General features: G+C 69.9%; 18 protein-coding genes. 13 read left to right on the top strand and 5 right to left on the bottom strand.

Annotated elements, in window-relative coordinates; translation table 11 throughout:
* Position 1 precedes the first annotated feature (1 nt).
* A complete protein-coding gene (locus RTL41_RS04950) occupies positions 2-739 on the bottom strand; it encodes an anti-sigma factor domain-containing protein (protein WP_312161933.1) in 738 nt (245 codons plus the stop codon).
* Positions 736-1,287: a sigma-70 family RNA polymerase sigma factor gene (locus tag RTL41_RS04945; RefSeq protein ID WP_312161931.1), complete on the bottom strand. Its 552-nt coding sequence runs from the start codon at positions 1,285-1,287 to the stop codon at positions 736-738. Before RTL41_RS04945 ends, RTL41_RS04950 begins: the two co-directional genes overlap by 4 nt.
* 763 nt (positions 1,288-2,050) lie before the next feature.
* On the opposite strand from RTL41_RS04945, the gene RTL41_RS04940 reads away from it, so the two are divergent.
* Positions 2,051-2,257 carry a cold-shock protein gene (locus RTL41_RS04940; RefSeq protein WP_183774102.1) on the top strand — a complete coding sequence of 69 codons (207 nt, stop codon included), beginning with the start codon at positions 2,051-2,053 and terminating at the stop codon, positions 2,255-2,257.
* Positions 2,258-2,483: 226 nt separating this feature from the next.
* On the top strand, positions 2,484-5,774 hold the full coding sequence (gene carB / locus RTL41_RS04935) for a carbamoyl-phosphate synthase large subunit (RefSeq protein WP_312161925.1): 3,291 nt from the start codon (positions 2,484-2,486) through the stop codon (positions 5,772-5,774).
* Positions 5,775-5,807: 33 nt separating this feature from the next.
* On the opposite strand, the gene RTL41_RS04930 is transcribed toward carB, so the two are convergent.
* Complete coding sequence (locus RTL41_RS04930) at positions 5,808-6,701, bottom strand: LysR family transcriptional regulator (protein ID WP_312161923.1); 894 nt, start codon at positions 6,699-6,701, stop codon at positions 5,808-5,810.
* A 107-nt stretch (positions 6,702-6,808) separates the two neighbouring features.
* On the opposite strand from RTL41_RS04930, the gene RTL41_RS04925 reads away from it, so the two are divergent.
* From RTL41_RS04925 to RTL41_RS04885, 9 genes are all read left to right on the top strand, one after another.
* The gene (locus RTL41_RS04925; protein WP_312161921.1) at positions 6,809-7,177 is read left to right on the top strand and encodes an antibiotic biosynthesis monooxygenase; all 369 of its coding nucleotides are present in this window, start codon (positions 6,809-6,811) and stop codon (positions 7,175-7,177) included.
* Between the two features lie 260 nt (positions 7,178-7,437).
* The gene (locus RTL41_RS04920) at positions 7,438-7,602 is read left to right on the top strand and encodes a hypothetical protein (protein ID WP_293399576.1); all 165 of its coding nucleotides are present in this window, start codon (positions 7,438-7,440) and stop codon (positions 7,600-7,602) included.
* A gap of 345 nt (positions 7,603-7,947) precedes the next feature.
* Entirely contained in the window at positions 7,948-8,745 is a 798-nt protein-coding gene (locus RTL41_RS04915; protein ID WP_312161918.1) for a glucose 1-dehydrogenase, read from the top strand.
* 57 nt (positions 8,746-8,802) lie between these two features.
* Entirely contained in the window at positions 8,803-9,303 is a 501-nt protein-coding gene (locus RTL41_RS04910) for an ATP-binding protein (protein ID WP_312161915.1), read from the top strand.
* 175 nt (positions 9,304-9,478) lie between these two features.
* Positions 9,479-9,952, top strand: a complete 474-nt coding sequence (gene greA, locus RTL41_RS04905; RefSeq protein WP_312161913.1) for a transcription elongation factor GreA — start codon at positions 9,479-9,481, stop codon at positions 9,950-9,952.
* 26 nt (positions 9,953-9,978) lie between these two features.
* Positions 9,979-10,977, top strand: coding sequence for a mitochondrial fission ELM1 family protein (locus RTL41_RS04900; RefSeq protein WP_312161911.1), 999 nt, complete (start codon positions 9,979-9,981; stop codon positions 10,975-10,977).
* A 53-nt stretch (positions 10,978-11,030) separates the two neighbouring features.
* A complete protein-coding gene (gene pseG / locus RTL41_RS04895; RefSeq protein WP_312161909.1) occupies positions 11,031-12,086 on the top strand; it encodes a UDP-2,4-diacetamido-2,4,6-trideoxy-beta-L-altropyranose hydrolase in 1,056 nt (351 codons plus the stop codon).
* An 89-nt stretch (positions 12,087-12,175) separates the two neighbouring features.
* Entirely contained in the window at positions 12,176-13,183 is a 1,008-nt protein-coding gene (gene trxB, locus RTL41_RS04890) for a thioredoxin-disulfide reductase (RefSeq protein WP_312161907.1), read from the top strand.
* Between the two features lie 82 nt (positions 13,184-13,265).
* Complete coding sequence (locus tag RTL41_RS04885; RefSeq protein WP_312161905.1) at positions 13,266-14,564, top strand: UDP-N-acetylglucosamine 1-carboxyvinyltransferase; 1,299 nt, start codon at positions 13,266-13,268, stop codon at positions 14,562-14,564.
* 230 nt (positions 14,565-14,794) lie between these two features.
* Here the strand turns inward: RTL41_RS04885 and RTL41_RS04880 are convergent, their stop codons facing one another.
* Complete coding sequence (locus tag RTL41_RS04880) at positions 14,795-15,307, bottom strand: hypothetical protein (RefSeq protein WP_312161903.1); 513 nt, start codon at positions 15,305-15,307, stop codon at positions 14,795-14,797.
* Between the two features lie 96 nt (positions 15,308-15,403).
* Between RTL41_RS04880 and RTL41_RS04875 the strand changes: the two genes are divergently transcribed.
* Together RTL41_RS04875 and RTL41_RS04870 are read left to right on the top strand one after the other, a co-directional pair.
* Positions 15,404-15,898, top strand: coding sequence for an N-acetyltransferase (locus RTL41_RS04875; protein WP_312161901.1), 495 nt, complete (start codon positions 15,404-15,406; stop codon positions 15,896-15,898).
* Between the two features lie 31 nt (positions 15,899-15,929).
* Positions 15,930-17,087 (top strand): Gfo/Idh/MocA family oxidoreductase, encoded by a 1,158-nt coding sequence (locus RTL41_RS04870; RefSeq protein WP_312161899.1) that lies wholly within the window; start codon positions 15,930-15,932, stop codon positions 17,085-17,087.
* Here RTL41_RS04870 and RTL41_RS04865 read toward each other — a convergent pair.
* Positions 17,063-17,842 carry a PIG-L family deacetylase gene (locus tag RTL41_RS04865; protein ID WP_312161897.1) on the bottom strand — a complete coding sequence of 260 codons (780 nt, stop codon included), beginning with the start codon at positions 17,840-17,842 and terminating at the stop codon, positions 17,063-17,065. The two genes, RTL41_RS04870 and RTL41_RS04865, sit on opposite strands and share 25 nt — an antisense overlap.
* Positions 17,843-17,853 lie beyond the last annotated feature (11 nt).

Raw genomic sequence — 17,853 nt, 5'->3', positions numbered from 1 at the left:
GTCAGAGGCGCGAAAGCCTGCCGACCGCCGCCATCGGCCCCGACGGGACGTCCAGCCGCGAGCCGCCCCGCGGTTCGACCGACACCGCCAGCGAGGCGCCCTCGGTGGTCATGGCGGCCATCGGCTCGCTCATCGGCATGGCCTTGGAAGCGCCCGGATCGACCAGGCCCAGCGAGCGCGGCTTGCCGTCCGCCGGGATCAGCCAGAGCTCGTGGCTGCGGCCCGGATCGGCCCCGGGCGGAACCAGCGAGGCCACCAGGATCGTCCTCCGCTCCGGATCATAGGCCGCCAGGAACAGCGGCCGGTCGCCGTCGCCCATCAGGCGGGCGTTCATCATCGGCCCCATCGGCGGCCGCGGCTGGGTGATCACCTGCGGCGGGCGCGCCGCCAGGAACATGACCGCGGCGAGGCTGGCGGCGGTGAGCGCCATCGAGCCCATCGTCGCCGCGCGCCAGAACCGCAGGCGGCGGCGGACGCCCAGCGCGTCGTCATTGGCCGCCAGCATCCGCTCGATCCGCGGCCAGAGCCCGGCCGGGGCCGGCGCGGGGGCGATCTCGTCGGCCAGCGGGGCGAGCCGCGCGCGCCAGGCCTGGACCTCGGCGGCGAAGGCCGGGTCGCGGGCCATGCGGTTCTCCGCCGCCGCCCGTTCGCGCGCGCCCAGCACGCCCAGCGCATGTTCGCCGGCCAGGGCTTCGTCTGCCGGCAGTTCGGGCGGCGGTTCGGGGCCGATGTCGCTCATCGCTCGAGGCACCCCTTCAGCTTCAGCAGTCCGCGCCGGATCCAGCTCTTCACCGTGCCCAGCGGCGCATCGAGCCGCCTGGCCAGCGCCTCGTAGGTGATCCCCTCGAAGAAGGCCGTGCGGATCGCCGCCTGGATCCGCGCGTCCAGCTCCGAGAGGCAGCGGCCCAGCGCCTCGCCGTCCTGGGCCGCCTCCAGCAGGGCCTGGGCGCCCGGAGCCCCGTCCTCGATCTCCAGGTCCTCGACCGGATCGGCGTAGGCCAGCGGCCCGCGGGCCCGCAGCCGGTCGATGGCGCGGTTGCGGGCGATGGTCGAGATCCACGCCATGACGCTGGCCCGGCCCGCATCGAAGCGGTCGGCCCGCCGCCAGATCGTGAGATAGACCTCCTGCAGCACGTCTTCGCTCTCGTCCCGGTCGGAGAGGATACGCAGGCAGACGCCGAAAAGCTTCGCGGAGGTCGCGTCATAGAGCCGGCGCATGGCCAGGCGATCGCCCGATGCGATGCGCGGCAGCAACTCGGCCAGGGGATCGGTCCGGATGGCGGGCAAGCTCTATAAACCCCGTTCGCCGGAAAGCTGCCCCACTCCGGCGCCCGAGGAAAGGGCCAGGCGCCGCCGCGAAGCCGCCGCTCAGCGTGGCGGCCAACAGCGTGGCCCTTGAAGACCTGACCCCAGTAATTGCCCGCGCCGTTTACGAGCTGCGGCGTGAAGGACCCCCGCGCGCTCCGATTTGTCCCAAACCTGCGATGGTATTGGCGATCCCGGCATCCAGTTCCCCACTCGCTTGAGACGGGAACCTGGTGTGGCATTTGCGACACGAGCCGGCCTGGTGCAAACCACGCGAAACGCGATCGCATCCAACTGTAATACCTCAATAAAACCTGAGATCCGGCGTTCGCGCTCACGAACCCGTGACAACCGTCGATAGGCGCCAGGGCCTCGGGAGCGCCGCCGATCACCGCAAAGATGGAATTGGCCTCTACTTCGCCAAATCGGGCGCCGCGGCCATCTACACTTATGAACGCCGATCACAACTTGACGCGGCACTTTCGGAAGGGGCGAAATCTGCTTCCGAAAAACGCGCGGCGACCTTCCCCACAAGGCGGAATCGACGGAGAGCGACGTTCCATGGATCGCCTTGCGGGGCCTTTGGAAGCGCGCTACGCTGAAAGCGTCAAACTCGTAAGGTTCGGCTGATTTTCGACGCTCCAGACTTCCGGCGCACCGAACCTGCTCTCCGATCCCCCCGAAATTTGATGCGTGACTCAAAAGGCTTGGGTTGCGGAACGACTTACCCAAGGACGACACTTCTATGGCTACCGGCACTGTTAAATGGTTCAACGGAACCAAGGGCTATGGCTTCATCCAACCCGACGATGGCGGCGCGGACATCTTCGTTCACATCTCGGCCGTTGAACGCGCCGGACTCCGCAGCCTGAACGAAGGCCAAAAGATCACCTACGAACTCGAGCAGGACCGTCGCAGCGGCAAGATGGCCGCCGGCAACCTGCAGGTCTAAGCAGTTCCGCAAAAGGCCTTCTGGCCCTTGCATCGAAACGGCTGCGGGCCGGCGGAAACGCCGGCCCGTTTTCGTTGGGGCGGCCCGCGGCGGACGCCTGCGGCGAGATTGCCGCCATCGCCGCTTGCGCGCGAGCGACTCCGTCTCTAAACGGCCCCCTTAACCTGCAGATTGACCGGGACCGGGCGCGCTTGAAGAGTGCGACCGCCCATGCGCGCGAGTGGACATGCCGAAACGCACAGACATCTCCTCGATCCTCATCATCGGCGCCGGGCCGATCGTGATCGGCCAGGCCTGTGAGTTCGACTATTCGGGCGTCCAGGCCTGCAAGGCGCTGCGCGCCGAGGGCTACCGCATCGTGCTGGTCAACTCCAACCCGGCCACGATCATGACCGACCCGGACGTGGCCGACGCGACCTATATCGAGCCGATCACCCCGGAGATGGTCGAGAAGATCATCGCCAAGGAGCGTCCCGACGCCCTGCTGCCGACCATGGGCGGCCAGACCGCGCTGAACACCGCCCTGGCCCTGGAAGCCTCCGGCGCGCTCGCCAAGTACGGGGTCGAGATGATCGGCGCCAAGGCCGAGGTCATCGACAAGGCCGAGGACCGCCAGAAGTTCCGCGACGCCATGGACAAGCTGGGCCTGGAGAGCCCGCGCTCCAAGGCGGCCCACTCGATGGACGAGGCCATGGAGGGCCTGGAGTTCGTCGGCCTGCCGGCGATCATCCGCCCGTCCTTCACCCTGGCCGGGACCGGCGGCGGCATCGCCTACAATGTCGAGGAATTCAAGGAGATCGTCGAACGCGGTCTCGACCTGTCCCCCACCACCGAGGTCCTCATCGAGGAGAGCGTGCTGGGCTGGAAGGAGTACGAGATGGAGGTCGTCCGCGACAAGGCGGACAACTGCATCATCGTCTGCTCGATCGAGAACATCGACCCGATGGGCGTGCACACCGGCGACTCGATCACCGTCGCCCCGGCCCTGACCCTGACCGACAAGGAATACCAGCGCATGCGGGCGGCCTCGATCGCCGTGCTGCGCGAGATCGGCGTCGAGACCGGCGGCTCCAACGTGCAGTTCGCGGTGAACCCGGCCGACGGCCGCATGGTGGTCATCGAGATGAACCCGCGGGTGTCGCGCTCCTCGGCCCTGGCCTCCAAGGCCACCGGCTTCCCGATCGCCAAGGTCGCCGCGCGCCTGGCCGTGGGCTACACGCTCGACGAGCTGATGAACGACATCACCGGCGCGACCCCGGCCTCGTTCGAGCCCAGCATCGACTACGTCGTCACCAAGATTCCGCGCTTCGCCTTTGAAAAATATCCGGGTTCGGAGCCGACCCTGACCACCGCCATGAAGTCGGTGGGCGAGGTCATGGCCATCGGCCGCACCTTCTCCGAGAGCCTGCAGAAGGCCCTGCGGGGGCTGGAGACCGGCCTGACCGGCCTGGACGAGGTCGAAATCGAGGGCGCCCACGACGCCGAGACCGGCCGCGCCGCGGTGGTCCGCGCGCTGGGCCAGCCGACCCCCGACCGCCTGCTGGTGATCGCCCAGGCGTTCCGCCACGGCCTGAGCGTCGAGGAGGTCAATGCCGCCTGCGCCTATGAGCCCTGGTTCCTGCGCCAGATCGAGGCCCTGATCGCCGTCGAGGCGCAGATCCGCGCCCGCGGCCTGCCCGCCACCGCCGCCGAGTTCCGCGCCATCAAGGCCCAGGGCTTCTCCGACGCGCGCCTGGCCAAGCTGACCCACACCACCGAGGCCGAGGTCCGCGAGCAGCGCCGCGCCCATGGCGTGCGCCCAGTGTTCAAGCGCATCGATAGCTGCGCCGGCGAGTTCCGCGCCGCCACGCCCTACATGTACTCGACCTACGAGACCGGCTCGCTGGGCCAGATCCCCGAGTGCGAGAGCGAACCGAGCGACCGCAAGAAGGCGATCATCCTCGGCGGCGGCCCCAACCGGATCGGCCAGGGCATCGAGTTCGACTACTGCTGCTGCCACGCCGCCTTCGCCCTCGACGACATCGGGGTGGAGTCGATCATGGTCAACTGCAACCCCGAGACCGTCTCCACCGACTACGACACCTCCGACCGCCTGTACTTCGAGCCGCTGACGGCCGAGGACGTGCTGGAGCTGATCGCCGTCGAGCAGGCGCGCGGCGAGCTGCTGGGCGTCATCGTCCAGTTCGGCGGCCAGACCCCGCTGAAGCTGGCCAAGCCGCTGGAGGACGCCGGCATCCCGATCCTGGGCACCTCGCCCGACGCCATCGACCTGGCCGAGGACCGCGAGCGCTTCCAGCAACTGCTGCACAAGCTGAAGATCGCCCAGCCGGTCAACGCCATCGCCCGCTCGCGCGAGGAGGCCTTCGCCGGCGCGCACAAGGTCGGCTACCCGATCGTCATCCGCCCCTCCTACGTGCTGGGCGGCCGGGCGATGGAGATCATCCGCGACGACGAGCAGCTCGAACGCTACGTCAACACCGCCGTGCAGGTGTCGGGCGACAGCCCGGTGCTGATCGACCAGTACCTGAGCCGCGCCACCGAGGTGGACGTCGACGCCCTGTGCGACGCCGACGGCCAGGTGTTCGTCGCCGGGGTCATGGAGCACATCGAGGAGGCCGGCGTGCACTCGGGCGACAGCGCCTGCTCGCTGCCGCCGTTCTCGCTGAAGGCCGAGACCATCGCCGAGCTGAAGCGCCAGACCGAGGCCATGGCCCGGGCCCTGGAAGTGCGCGGCCTGATGAACGTGCAGTTCGCCATCGAGGAGCCGCACTCCGACAATCCGCGCATCTACGTGCTGGAAGTGAACCCGCGCGCCAGCCGCACGGTGCCGTTCGTGGCCAAGACCATCGGCCAGCCGCTGGCCGCCATCGCCGCCAAGCTGATGGCCGGCGAGAAGCTGGCCAGCTTCAACCTGGTCGAGAAGCCCTACGACCACATCGCGGTGAAGGAGGCGGTCTTCCCGTTCGCCCGCTTCGCCGGCGTCGACACGGTGCTGGGCCCGGAAATGCGCTCGACCGGCGAGGTCATGGGCCTGGACTGGATCCGCCCGGGCGAGACCAGCGCCCCGGCCTTCGCCCGCGCCTTCGCCAAGAGCCAGCTCGGCGGCGGGGTGAAGCTGCCCAAGGCCGGCAAGGTGTTCGTGTCGGTGAAGGACGCCGACAAGCCGTGGATCCTGGAAGCGGTGAAGCTGCTGCTGAGCCAGGGCTTCAAGATCGTCGCCACCGCCGGCACCGGCGGCTACCTGGCCGAACAGGGCCTGGAGGTCGAGCAGATCAAGAAGGTGCTGGAAGGCCGGCCGCACATCGTCGACGCCATGAAGAACGGCGAGATCCAGCTTGTGTTCAACACCACCGAGGGCAAGCAGTCGCTGGCCGACAGCTTCGAGATCCGCCGCACGGCGCTGATGATGAAGACGCCCTACTTCACCACCGCCGCCGGCGCGCTGGCCGCGGCCCAGGCCATCGTGGCGACCGTCGAGGACACCCTCGACGTGCGCCCGCTGCAAAGCTACGCCTGACGTCCCGGGCGAGGGCGGCGGCGCCGCTCTGGCTCAGGCCTCCTCGGTGAGCAGCGCCAGCAACCGCCGCGCCGCCGCGCTCAGATGGCCGCCGCGGCGCTGAACGGCGAACACCGGATTGAACGCCGTCAGGTCTTCGACGGCGATGACGGCGAGCGTCCCGGCGGCGAGTTCTTCGGCCATGCCGCTCGCCGGCGTCAGGCTGATCCCGAACCCGGCCTCCACCAGGCGCTTCTGCGCGGTCAGGCTGTCGACGGCGCTCCAGCGAAACCCGGCGACGTGGCGGACCAGGAACTGCGCCGAGATCGTTTCGGCGGCGACCTCCCCCTGCTCGTCGCGGCGCGGGAAGGCCAGCCAGTGCTCCCCGGCGAGATCGGCCAGCCCGCTCACCGCGCGCCCCGCCAGCCGATGGCCTGGCGCGCAGGCCACGACCAGTTCTTCGGGGGCCATGGCATGACACTGAAGATCGGGCGAGCGGTCCTCGAAATACCGCAGCCCGAGGGTCGCCTCGCCTCGACGCACAAGGTCGCTGACCTGGCTGCTGGTGGCGGTCCTCAGCGTCAAGGCCGCGTCCGGGGCTTCGGCGGCGAAACGCTTGAGAATGCGGGTCAGGCCCGCGCCCGCCAGGGTGCCGACCGCCGCCAGCGCCACCGGCCCGGCGTCGCCCTCGCGCAGTTCGCGCACGGCCAGATGGGCGTCCTCCAGGGCGGCAAGCACCCGTTCCGCATGCGGCAGCAGCACCTGGCCGAGCTGGCTGAGCATCACCCCCGCGGCGGTGCGCTCGAACACCGGGGCGCCCAACTCGTTCTCCAGCAGCGCGATCCGCCGGCTGATCGCCGGCTGGGACCGGTTGAGCTGTTCGGCCGCCGCCGAAAATCCTCCCGCCCGGTGGATGGCGAGGAAGGTGCGCAGGGAGTCGGTGTCCATCGCCGCCTATACGCTTTCCTGATCATATCGAGAAAATGTATGCATTGGACGGATCGAGCGTCCAGGCCCTAGATCGTCGGCGGTCCCCTTCCCGGAGAGAAGCCTCGATGACCGGACGCCCCACGATGGCGCGCGTGGTCCGCACGCCCGCCCCGCCCTACTATTCGGTGACCACCACCACCGAACTCGCCCCCGGCTACGACGGCGCGGCGCACCGCAGGCTCGGCCGACAGCTCTACGAGCGCGCCAGCGCCCTGGGCGGGTTCCTCGGCCTGGAGGCCTTCTTCGACGAGGGCGCCTCGATCGCGGTGTCCTACTGGGAGAGCCTCGAGGCCATCGAGCGCTGGCGCAACGACCCGCCGCACGGCGCGGCCAAGCGCCTGGCCAAGAGCGAATGGTTCGGCCCCACGATCACCCGCATCGCCCGCGTCGAGGCGGACTACGGCTTCAACCTGGACGGTTCCGCCGCCGGCTAGCGGGCGGTCGAGGCGCAACCCATGGACGTCGCCCATAGCTGACATCGCGTCGCAAGCGCAGGCTTGTGAAGCACTTACGCGCATTTGCTGATTGACCGGCGTTATTCCGGGGCGCAACCTCAGAGCGTCGCCTTGCTGTATGCAGGCGCGTAGTGGGCGAGCTCCGGCGGCCCCTGATGACCAGCCGGAAGGCCCGCTTGGGCGCCTGTCGCAGTCTGGCGAGGACGTGTCCTCTGATTCAGTGTGCGAAGGGAAACGCCATGCAAACCGGACACCACGAGGGTGAGGTCCACCATCACAAGAACAGGCACCTGCTGGAGCGCTTCGAGGGGTACACAGACCTTATCGTCGTGGGTCTGATCATCGCCCTGGGCGCCGCCATGCTGATTGGCTTGCTCACCGCCAACGGCAAGGTCACCTGGTAGTCGCCAGCCCGGGTACGGCGGCCTCTAGAGAGATCTAGTCGACACCAGGTCGTCGTACTCGTCGGCGCCTATGCGAAACGTCCGAACGCCCGCTTCCACATAGCCTGACGCGGGCAGAGGGCGGTTGCGCACAAGTTCCCTCCGAACACTCCCGGCGGCGTGCGCCGGCGCCTGCGGCCCTTTCCATGGCTGACCGGCGCGCCGCTTCCGTTCATCCCCGCCATCCATAGCCGACAACTCCGTCTGGCCGGCCCATCCGCGCAGAGCGCAGGAGGCTGGCCTCGGTCGCCAAGCTGGGCTAGGCGTAGAACAAACTAAACAACGATCACTTAGGGAGATGAAAGCATGGCCGGACGGGTCGAGGGTAAGGTTGCGCTGGTCACCGGCGGGGCCAGCGGCATCGGGCGCGGCTGCGCCGAGCGCCTGGCGCAGGAAGGCGCGACCATCGTCGTCACCGACCTGCAGGACGAAAAGGGCGCGCAGACGATCGCGGCGATCCAGGCCATGGGCGGCAAGGCCGGCTACCTGCACCACGACGTCACCTCCGAGCAGGCCTGGATCGACGTGGTCGCCGCGGTGAAGGCCCAGCACGGCCGCCTCGACATCCTGGTCAACAATGCCGGCATCGGCATCGGCGGCTCGGTCCTGACCATGACGCTCGAGGATTTCCAGCGGCAGACCGCGGTCAATCTCGACGGCGTCTTCCTGGGCGTGAAGCACTCGATCCCGCTGATGCGCGAGAACGGCGGCGGCTCGATCATCAACATGTCGTCGGTCGCCGGCCTCAAGGGCTCGGCCATCCTGGCCGGCTATTGCGCCACCAAGGGCGGGGTGCGCCTGTTCACCAAGGCCGTGGCCATGGAATGCGCCAACGCCAAGGATGGGATCCGCGTCAACTCGGTCCATCCCGGCATCATCGAGACCCCGATCTGGGACACCATCGTCGGCACCGGCGAGATCGGCGACAACGCCCGCCCGCCGCGCGGCGCGGCGCTGGACGCCATGAGCGCCGAGGGCGTGCCCCTGGGCGTGAAGGGCTATCCGGAGGACATCGCCAACGGCGTGCTGTGGCTGGCCTCCGACGAGAGCCGCTACGTCACCGGGGCCGAGCTGGTCATCGACGGCGGGCTGTCGGTGAAATAGCGCCCTGCGGCGTCCCTAGGCGTTTCCGCACCGGCGGAAATGGTCTAGGGGCGGGGCATGACCGCCACGCTTCACGTCGTCTTCGGCCCCTCCGGCGCCGGCAAGTCCACCTACGCCAAGGAACTGGCGCGCCGCGAACCGGCCGTTCACTTCGCCATCGACGACTGGATGGCGCGCCTGTTCGCGGCCGACATGCCCGAGCCCATCGAGTTCCAGTGGATGATGGAGCGGGTCGAACGCTGCGAGGCGCAGATCTGGTCGACCGCCGCCGGGGTCATCGCCGCCGGAACCTCGGTGGTCCTGGACCTGGGCCTGATGCGCCGGTCCGACCGCGCCCGGGTGGCCGAGATCGCCCAGGCGGTGGAGCTGCCGCTGCAGTTCCACTTCGTCACCGCGCCCCAGGACGTGCGCCGCGCCCGGGTGCTGGAGCGCAACGAGGTGCGCGGCGAAACCTTCGCCATCGGGGTCACGCCGGAGATGTTCGAGTTCATCGAGGGGGTCTACGAGGCCCCCGACGCGGCCGAACTGGAAGGCGCCGTGATCTCGGAAAGCGCCTGACCGCACAGGCGTCCGCCGCCCTCCCCGGCGGGTTTCAGAATATGGCGAAAGGGGCCGGCCCAACCCCGCCCCTTGAGTTTTTGCGCCGCGACATCTAATCTCTACCCCCCCGGACGCCTGCGCCCGCGGCCGGCCAACGAACTCCCAAAAGGGCGAACCCGAGTCCTCATCCACGATGGAAAAAGTCCCGATGACCGCCGAGGGCTGGCAAGCTCTCGACGATGAACTGAAGCGTTTGAAGACCGCAGAGCGTCCCGCCGTGATCGCTGCGATCGCGGAAGCACGCTCGCACGGCGACCTCTCGGAAAACGCCGAGTACCATGCCGCCAAGGAACGGCAAGGCTGGATCGAAGGCCAGATCGCCGAGATCGAGGATCGGATGGCCCGTGCGCAGGTCATCGACGTATCCAAGCTCTCCGGCAGCCAGGTGAAGTTCGGCGCCACCGTCTCGGTGGTCGACGAGGACACCGAGGAAGAAGCCCGCTACCAGATCGTCGGCGAACACGAAGCCGACGTGAAGCAGGGCAAGATCTCCATTGTCTCCCCGCTGGCCCGCGCCATGATCGGCAAGGAAACCGGCGACGTCGTCGAGGTGAACACCCCCGGCGGCGGCAAGGCCTACGAGATCCTCAAGGTCGAGTGGCGCTAGGCCGCCAGGCCCGGAGCTTCACCCGCTTGCCAGACCCCCACCCGACGCCTGTCGAACGGCCGCTGACCATCTGGGCGGTGTCCGACGGGCGTGCGGGCATCGAGGCCCAGGTCGTCGGCCTGGCCAATGCGCTCGCGCGCAGGCGCCCCGCCGTGGTCGTCGTCAAGAAGATCGCCTGGAAGAGCTGGATCGGCCGCCTGCCCTGGTGGCTGACCCTGTTCCCGCGCCGGTCCCTGACGCCCGAGAGCGACCTGACCCCGCCCTGGCCGGACATCTGGATCGCGGCCGGCCGCGCCACCCTGCCCCTCTCCATCCGCATCAAGCGCTGGTCGGGCCGCAAGACCTATGTGGTCCAGGTCCAGGATCCGCGCATGCCCACGCGGCTGTTCGACCTGGTCATCCCGCCCCGGCACGACCGGCTGGAGGGCGACAACGTCTTCCCGATCACCGGCTCGCCCGGCCGGGTGAACGCCGAGCGCATGGCCGCCGACCTCAAGCGCTTCGAGGCCGAGCTGGACGCCCTGCCCCGCCCGCGCGTGGCGGTGATCATCGGCGGCAAGTCCAAGGCCCACGACATCTCGCCCGAGCGCGCCGCGGCCATGGCCCGCGAGATCGAACTGCCGGTCGTCCAGGAAGGCGGCTCGGTGATGGTCAGCTTCACCCGCCGCACGCCGCAGCCGGCGCAGAACATCCTCCAGGCCCGCCTGAAGCACCTGCCCGGGGTGATCTGGGACGGCCAGGGCGACAATCCCTACTTCGCCTACCTGGCGGCCGCCGACTACATCCTGGTCACCGAGGACTCCACCAACCTCGCCACCGACGCGGCCTCCACCGGCAAGCCGGTCTTCGTCATGAAGATGGACGGCGAGAGCCTGAAGTTCCGGCTGTTCCACGAGGACCTGGAGCGGCTGGGCGCGGCCCGCCCGTTCGGCGGCGCCTTCCATCGCTGGACCTATGAACCGCTGGCCGAGACCGAACGGGCCGCCGACGAGGTGCTGCGCCGGTTCGACGCCCGGGGCGCCTGATGGCCGAACGGCCTCTTTCCAAGTTGCGGCTTTGAGCGTCCCATGGTTGCGAGATGATTCTGCGGCCTCGCATCCTCTTCATCGCCAACGCCGGCCCGGCGGTCGGCGGCGGCCATGTGATGCGCTCGCTCAGCCTGGCGCGGGCGCTGGGCGAACATGGCGCGGAATGCATCTTCCTGGCCCCGCCCTCGGTCGCCGCCATCCTCGACGCCTTCGCCCCCGACATCGGCCGCGAGGAGGTCACCTCGGTCGAGGCCGAGACCATCCCCGCCACCGTCGCCCGCCTCGCCTTCGACGCCGTGGTGTTCGACCACTACGGCCTGGGCCGCGAAGAGCACGAGGCGGTGGCCCAGGGCCGCCCGGCCCTGGTGATCGACGACCTGGCCGACCGGCCGCTGGGCGCCGACCTGATCCTGGATTCCGGCCCGGCGCGGGTCGAGGCCGACTACGCCCCCTTCGCCGGAAACGCCCGGCTGCTGCTCGGCCCCAGCTACGCCCCCCTGCGCCCCGAGTTCGCCCAGTTGCGCGAACAGGCCATCGCCCGCCGCGGCGGGCCGGTGCAGCGGGTGCTGGTCGCGCTTGGGCTGACCGATGTCGGCGGGGTCACCGCCAAGGTCGTCGACCGCCTGCGCCAGCGCAACGGCCAGTTGGCCTTCGACGTCGTGCTGGGCGGCGGCGCGCCCAGCCTGCCGGGCCTGACGCGGGTGGCGGCCCACGACCCGCGCGTGACCCTGCATGTCGACGCCCAGGACATGGCCCAGCTTACCCTCGACGCCGACGTGGCCATCGGGGCCGGCGGTTCGACCACCTGGGAGCGCTGCACGCTGGGCCTGCCTTCGGTGCTGGTGATCCTGGCCGAGAACCAGCGCCCGGCCGCCCGCGCCCTGGCCGAGCGCGACGCGGCCCTGGTGGTCGACGCCACCGACGAGGATTTCCCCGCCGCCTTCGACCGCGCCTCGGTGCGCCTGCTGAGCGATGCGGCGACGCGCGCGCGCCTGATCGCCTCCAGCCTCGAACTCTGCGACGGCCTGGGGGCCGAGCGCGCCGCTGCGGCCCTGCTGGAGGTGATCTCCGCCCCGCGCGCCGCCGCCAGCGGCGGCCCAAGCTAGGTCCGCTGCCAGGCGCTCCAGAAAACCTGCGCTGACCGACCGCGCCCGCGCCTGTCGCAACCGTCCAGAATCTCGCCTACATAGACGCCATGTCGCAGAACGCCCCTCGCACCACCCGCTGCCTGATCCTGGGTTCCGGCCCGGCCGGCTACACCGCCGCCATCTACGCCGCGCGCGCCCTGCTCAAACCGGTGCTGATCGCCGGCATCCAGCCCGGCGGCCAGCTGACCATCACCACCGACGTGGAGAACTATCCGGGCTTCGCCGACGTCATCCAGGGCCCCTGGCTGATGGAGCAGATGCAGGCCCAGGCCGCCCATGTCGGGACCGAGATCATCAACGACATCGTCATCAAGGCCGACCTTTCCCAGCGCCCGTTCCGCCTGGAGTGCGACAGCGGCGAGGTCTGGCTGGCCGAGACCCTGATCATCGCCACCGGCGCCCAGGCCAAGTGGCTGGGGCTTGAGACCGAGCAGAAGTTCCAGGGCTTCGGCGTCTCGGCCTGCGCCACCTGCGACGGCTTCTTCTATCGCGGCAAGGAGGTCGTGGTGGTCGGCGGCGGCAACACCGCGGTCGAGGAAGCGCTGTTCCTCACCAACTTCGCCTCCAAGGTCACCGTCGTGCACCGCCGCGACGAGTTCCGCGCCGAGAAGATCCTGCAGGAGCGCCTGTTCGCCCATCCCAAGATCGAGGTGATCTGGAACGTCGCCATCGACGAGGTCGTCGGCACGGCCGACCCGCTCGGCGTCACCGGCGTCAAGCTGAAGGACGTCGATACCGGCGAGGTCCGCGAGATCCCCGCCGACGGCGTCTTCATCGCCATCGGCCACGCCCCGGCGTCGGAGCTGTTCAAGGGCCAACTGGAGATGGACGGCTCGGGCTACCTCAAGGTCATCCCCGGCTCGGCCGCCACCGCCATCAAGGGCGTCTATGCGGCCGGCGACGTCACCGACGACGTCTACCGCCAGGCCGTCACCGCCGCCGGCATGGGCTGCATGGCCGCGCTGGAAGCCGTGCGCCTGCTGGCCGAGGAAGACCACGAGAAGGCCAAGCATCCGATCAGCCATAGTGAGGCCCAGCGGATCGGCGCCTGGTAAGGCGCCCCGCTGACCACCAGGATCCACTTCTGAGCGGCGGGGCGTCCCCGCCCCTCGCGAACCTACGAGGCCACGCGCCGCCATGACGAACCTGATCGTGCGAGGCGGCCGCGCCTTGCGTGGGACCATCACGCCGTCCGCCAACAAGAACGCCGTCCTGCCGGTGCTCTGCGCCACCCTGCTCAGCGACGAGCCGATCGTCCTGCACCGCGTTCCCGACATCACCGATGTGCGCAAGCTGCTGGATTTCTTCGGAAAGCTCGGCTCGTCGGTGGAGATGGACTACGCCGCCGGCACCCTGCGGCTGCACCATGGCCGCGACCTGGACCCGAAGTCCGCGCACCTGCCGCTGGGCATGCGCTCCTCGATCATGCTGATCCCGGCCCTGCTGCACCGCTTCGGCCGCGCCAGCCTGGAGGAGGACGTCACCGGCTGCACCCTCGGCTCGCGCGAGATCGACCCGCACATCGACGTCTTCAAGGCGTTCGGGGCCGAGGTCAGCAGCGAGCCGGGCGCCACGGTCATCGCCGCGCCCAAGGGCTTCACCGCCACCCAGCACTGGCTCGACTACGCCTCGGTCACCACCACCGAGAACTTCGTGCTCTGCGCGGCGACGGCCAAGGGCATCTCGCGCCTGACCAACGCGGCCTGCGAACCGCACGTGCAGGAGTTCTGCGAGTTCCTGGCCGGCATGGGCGCGCGCATCCAGGGCGTCGGCGGCTCGCGCCTCACCGTCGCCGGCGTCGACAGCCTGGGCGGGGTGGAGTTCACCTTCGCCGACGACTTCCACGAGGTCGCCACCTTCCTGGCCATGGGCGCGATCACCGGCGGCGAGATCGCCGTCCAGAACGGCTCGGTCGAGCAGTTCCCGCTGCTGGACCGCACCTTCGCCAAGTTCGGCGTCGAGGTGACCCATGAGAACGGCTTCAGCCGCGCGCGCGTCGACGGCGCCCTGAAGGTGCGCGAGCCCTTCACCTCGAACATCCTGACCAAGGTCGAGGCCGCGCCCTGGCCCTATGTGCCGGCCGACCTGCTGCCGATCTTCGTGGCCCTGGGCGTGCGCGCCGAGGGTCAGGTGATGTTCTGGAACAAGGTCTATGACGGGGCGCTGGGCTGGCATTCCGAACTGGGCAAGTTCGGCGCCCACGCCCTGCTCTGCGACCCGCACCGGCTGATCACCTGGGGCGGCAAGCCGCTGACCCCGGCCACGGTGGAGAGCCCCTACATCATCCGCGTGGCCATCGCCCTCTTCATGCTGGCCGCCAGCATCGAGGGCGAAAGCACCATCCTCAACGCCTCCCCGATCCAGCGCGCCCACCCGAAGTTCGTCGAGAACCTCAACGCCCTGGGCGCCGACGTGAGCTGGGTGGCGGGGGACTGACGCCACCTGGTCCCTCCCCTCCTGGAGGTGGGCGAAGGCGCCATAGTCGATCCCCTCAGCGCCCCCTTTCCTCCCCTGCGCAGCGGGGGAGGGGGACCGCGCGTAGCGTGATGGAGGGGGCAAGCCCCAAGCTCATTGCCAGCCGCCGCCCCCTCCACCGGCTTCGCCGGTCCCCCTCCTCCATCACGATGGGGGAGGAAAAACGAGGCGGCCCAGAGGCGGAGCGAAACCTACGCGTTGTCCCGCTTCGCCTGCGCGTTCTTCGTCGCCTGGGAGACGCTGCCGACCTTGGCCGGCGCGACCTTCGAGGCGGTCTTCGTGCTCTCGACCGGGTTCATGCCCTCGCCGGCGGTCTTGCCCGGGGCCGGGCGCGCCGAAGCGCCGGCGGCGCGGCGCATGGCCAGGGCCGTCTTCGAGGCTTCGATGTGCGCGGCGCGCGCCGCCTCGACCTGCATGCGATGGGCCTGCTTGTTCACCCGCCGCAGAGCGCTGGCGAACACCTGCTTGCGTTCCTGGAGGTGATCGGCCGTGCCGCCGCCGCGCGGTTCGCCCTTGCCGCGGACCTCACGGACCTTCTGGCGCGCCAGGGTGCGTTCCTTGTCGCGCAGGTCGCGCAGGCGCTTGCGGGTGTCCGCCAGGCCCTTGGAGTCGAGCTGGGCGATCGCCGGATGGTGCGAGGCGCGGATCAGTTCGCCTTCCTCGTGGTTGAGCAGGCTGAGTTCACGGCGGTTGTTGATGGACATGGTCGCCCCTCTTGGGTTGCGCTGGTCTAAGGGAACGCGCCCCGGGGACGGCGGTTCAGCGTTTGCGCCCGGCGCGGGCGGGCCTAAGCTCGACGCATGATCCGCCACGCCCGTCCCGCCGACCACGCCGCCATCCGCGAGATCGTCGCCGCCGCCTTCGGCCAGCCCGACGAGGCCGACCTCGTCGAGCGCCTGCGCGCCGACGGCGACGTGATGTTCGAGCTGGTCGAGGAGGAGAACGGCGAGGTCGTCGGCCACATCCTCTACAGCCGGCTCTGGGCCGACAGCGTAAACCTCTACGCCGCCCTGGCGCCGCTGGCCGTGCGGCCCGACCGCCAGCGCGGCGGCGTCGGCAAGCGGCTGACCGCCGCCTCGATCCAGACCGCCAAGGACTTCGGCGCCCATGCGGTGATCGTGCTGGGACACCCGGAGTACTATCCGAAGTTCGGGTTCAGCGCGCACGCCGCCGCCACGGTGAAGTCGCCCTATTCGGGCAGCCCGGCGTTCATGGCCCTGGCGCTCGAGGACGGGGCCCTGGCCGCGCCGGTCCTGGTCGCCTACCCCAATGCGTTCGGCGGCGGCCCGGGCTAAGCTCGCACCGTCAGCTTTCTGGAAGGCGGCCATGAAAACCTACCGCATCGGCGTCATCGGCCTGGGCCAGCGCATCGCCCACGTGCTGTCGGCCATGAAGGAGGTCGGCTGGTCGCTGGAGGTCGCCGCCCATGTCGATCCCGCCCCGGTCGGCGCGCCGATCCTGGCGGCCGCCGGGATCGACCCCGGCATCGCCTGCGCCGATCCGGCCGAGCTCTTCGCCCACGGGCCCTACGACCTGGTGATGATCGGCTCGCCCAACCATCTGCACTTCGAGCACATCAACCTCGCCCTCGACGCCGGCTTCCCGATCTTCGCCGAGAAGCCGATCGTGCGGACCCAGTCCGAGACCCTGGCCCTGGCCCACCGCCTGGCCGCCGCCGAGGGGCCGCCGATCCATATCGGCCTGGTGATGCGCTCGATGTCGATCGTGCGCGAGACCATCGCCCGGGTGGATTCGGGCGAGCTGGGCCAGTTGATCTCGATCGACGCCACCGAGCACCTGCCGCCCGAGCACGGCGGCTATCTCGCCCGCAACTGGCGGCGCAAGCAGGCCTATGGCGGCTCCTACCTGCTCGACAAGGTCTGCCACGACTTCGATATCTTCGGCCGCCTGGCCCGCGCGCGGCCGGCCAAGGTCGCCAGCTTCGGCGGCCGGGAGATCTTCACCGCCGCCCGTGCGGGCGCCTACCGCTACAGCGACGGCCAGCCGGCCTACGCCCTGCGCGACGCCGGCTGGGGCGGCGCCAACGACGCCTTCCAGTCCGACATGGACGTCACCGACCACCAGAACGCCCTGGTGCAGTACGAGAACGGCGTGCGGCTGTCGTTCCACGCCAACAGCCATGTGGCCTTGCCCGAACGGCGCTGGTACGTGGCCGGAACCGACGGCACGCTGATCGCCGACCTGGTCCGCAACAAGCTGATGGTCCGCAGGACCATGGACCGCGGCAAGCCCGAGCGCATCGACTATGGCGGCCGCACCGAGGACAGCCACAACGGCGCCGACCAGGCCATGGCCCGCGACCTGCTGGCCACGATGGAGGGACGCCAGCCCTTCCCCGTCACGCCTTTCGAGTCGATGGAGGCCGGCCTGACGGTGATGGCCATCGACGAGGCGATGGAGAGCGGCGACATGCTGGACTGCCGCCCGATGTGGGCGCGCTACGACGCCGCGCGCGGGGCCTGAGCCAGGGGCGCCAGCAGGCGCTCGCCCAGCAGTTCCTGCAGCAGCGGGGTCCGCGGATAGGGATGATGCCGGTACTGGCGGAAGCCCTCGGCCAGGTCGGCGCCGAAGTCCCGCCCCCGCCGGCGGGTCCAGGCCTCCATCGACGCCAGGTGGTCGGGGATGTCGTGCTGGCGCGCGACCCAGCTATCCTGGCTGACATGGCAGGCCAGCATCGCCCGCTTGGTCTCGAACGCCGCCGCGACGTCGGCGCCGAAGTCGGGGACCGTCCAGGCGCCCTGGCGGTCGCGCCCGCCGATCGGGTCCATGAAATAGAGGTGCGGGATGGCCGCCAGCGGCGGCGCCTCGCCGGTCCTGTAGTTCGGCACCGAGGCGGCGAAGCAGGCGTCGCGCACCAGTTGGCTGACCGCTTCGTGGTCGGGATGATAGTCGGCGGGCGAGGCGGTGATCACCACTTCGGCCCCGGCCCAGCGGATCAGCTCGGTGACGATCCGGCGCGTCGGGTCGTCGTTGAACACGCCCAGGTCAGGAACCCCGCCGCAGCGATACTGCGCCCCGATCAGCGCCGCGGCGCGGGCGGCCTCGGCCTGGCGGATGCGGGAGGTCTCGTCGGGCGGCGTCGCCGCCGATCCGAGATCGCCGCCGGTCACCGTGGCGATCCGCACCTGATGCCCCGCCCCGGCCAGCAGGGCCAGGGTCCCGGCGCCGAGGGTCTCGATGTCGTCGGGATGGGCGTGGATGGCGAGAATGGCGGTCATGACCGCCGAGC

Source organism: Phenylobacterium sp. (assembly GCF_031984885.1).
Lineage (GTDB): Bacteria > Pseudomonadota > Alphaproteobacteria > Caulobacterales > Caulobacteraceae > Phenylobacterium.
The sequence above is the reverse complement of the archived record's forward strand: the minus strand, read 5'-3'. Positions and strand labels throughout refer to the sequence as shown.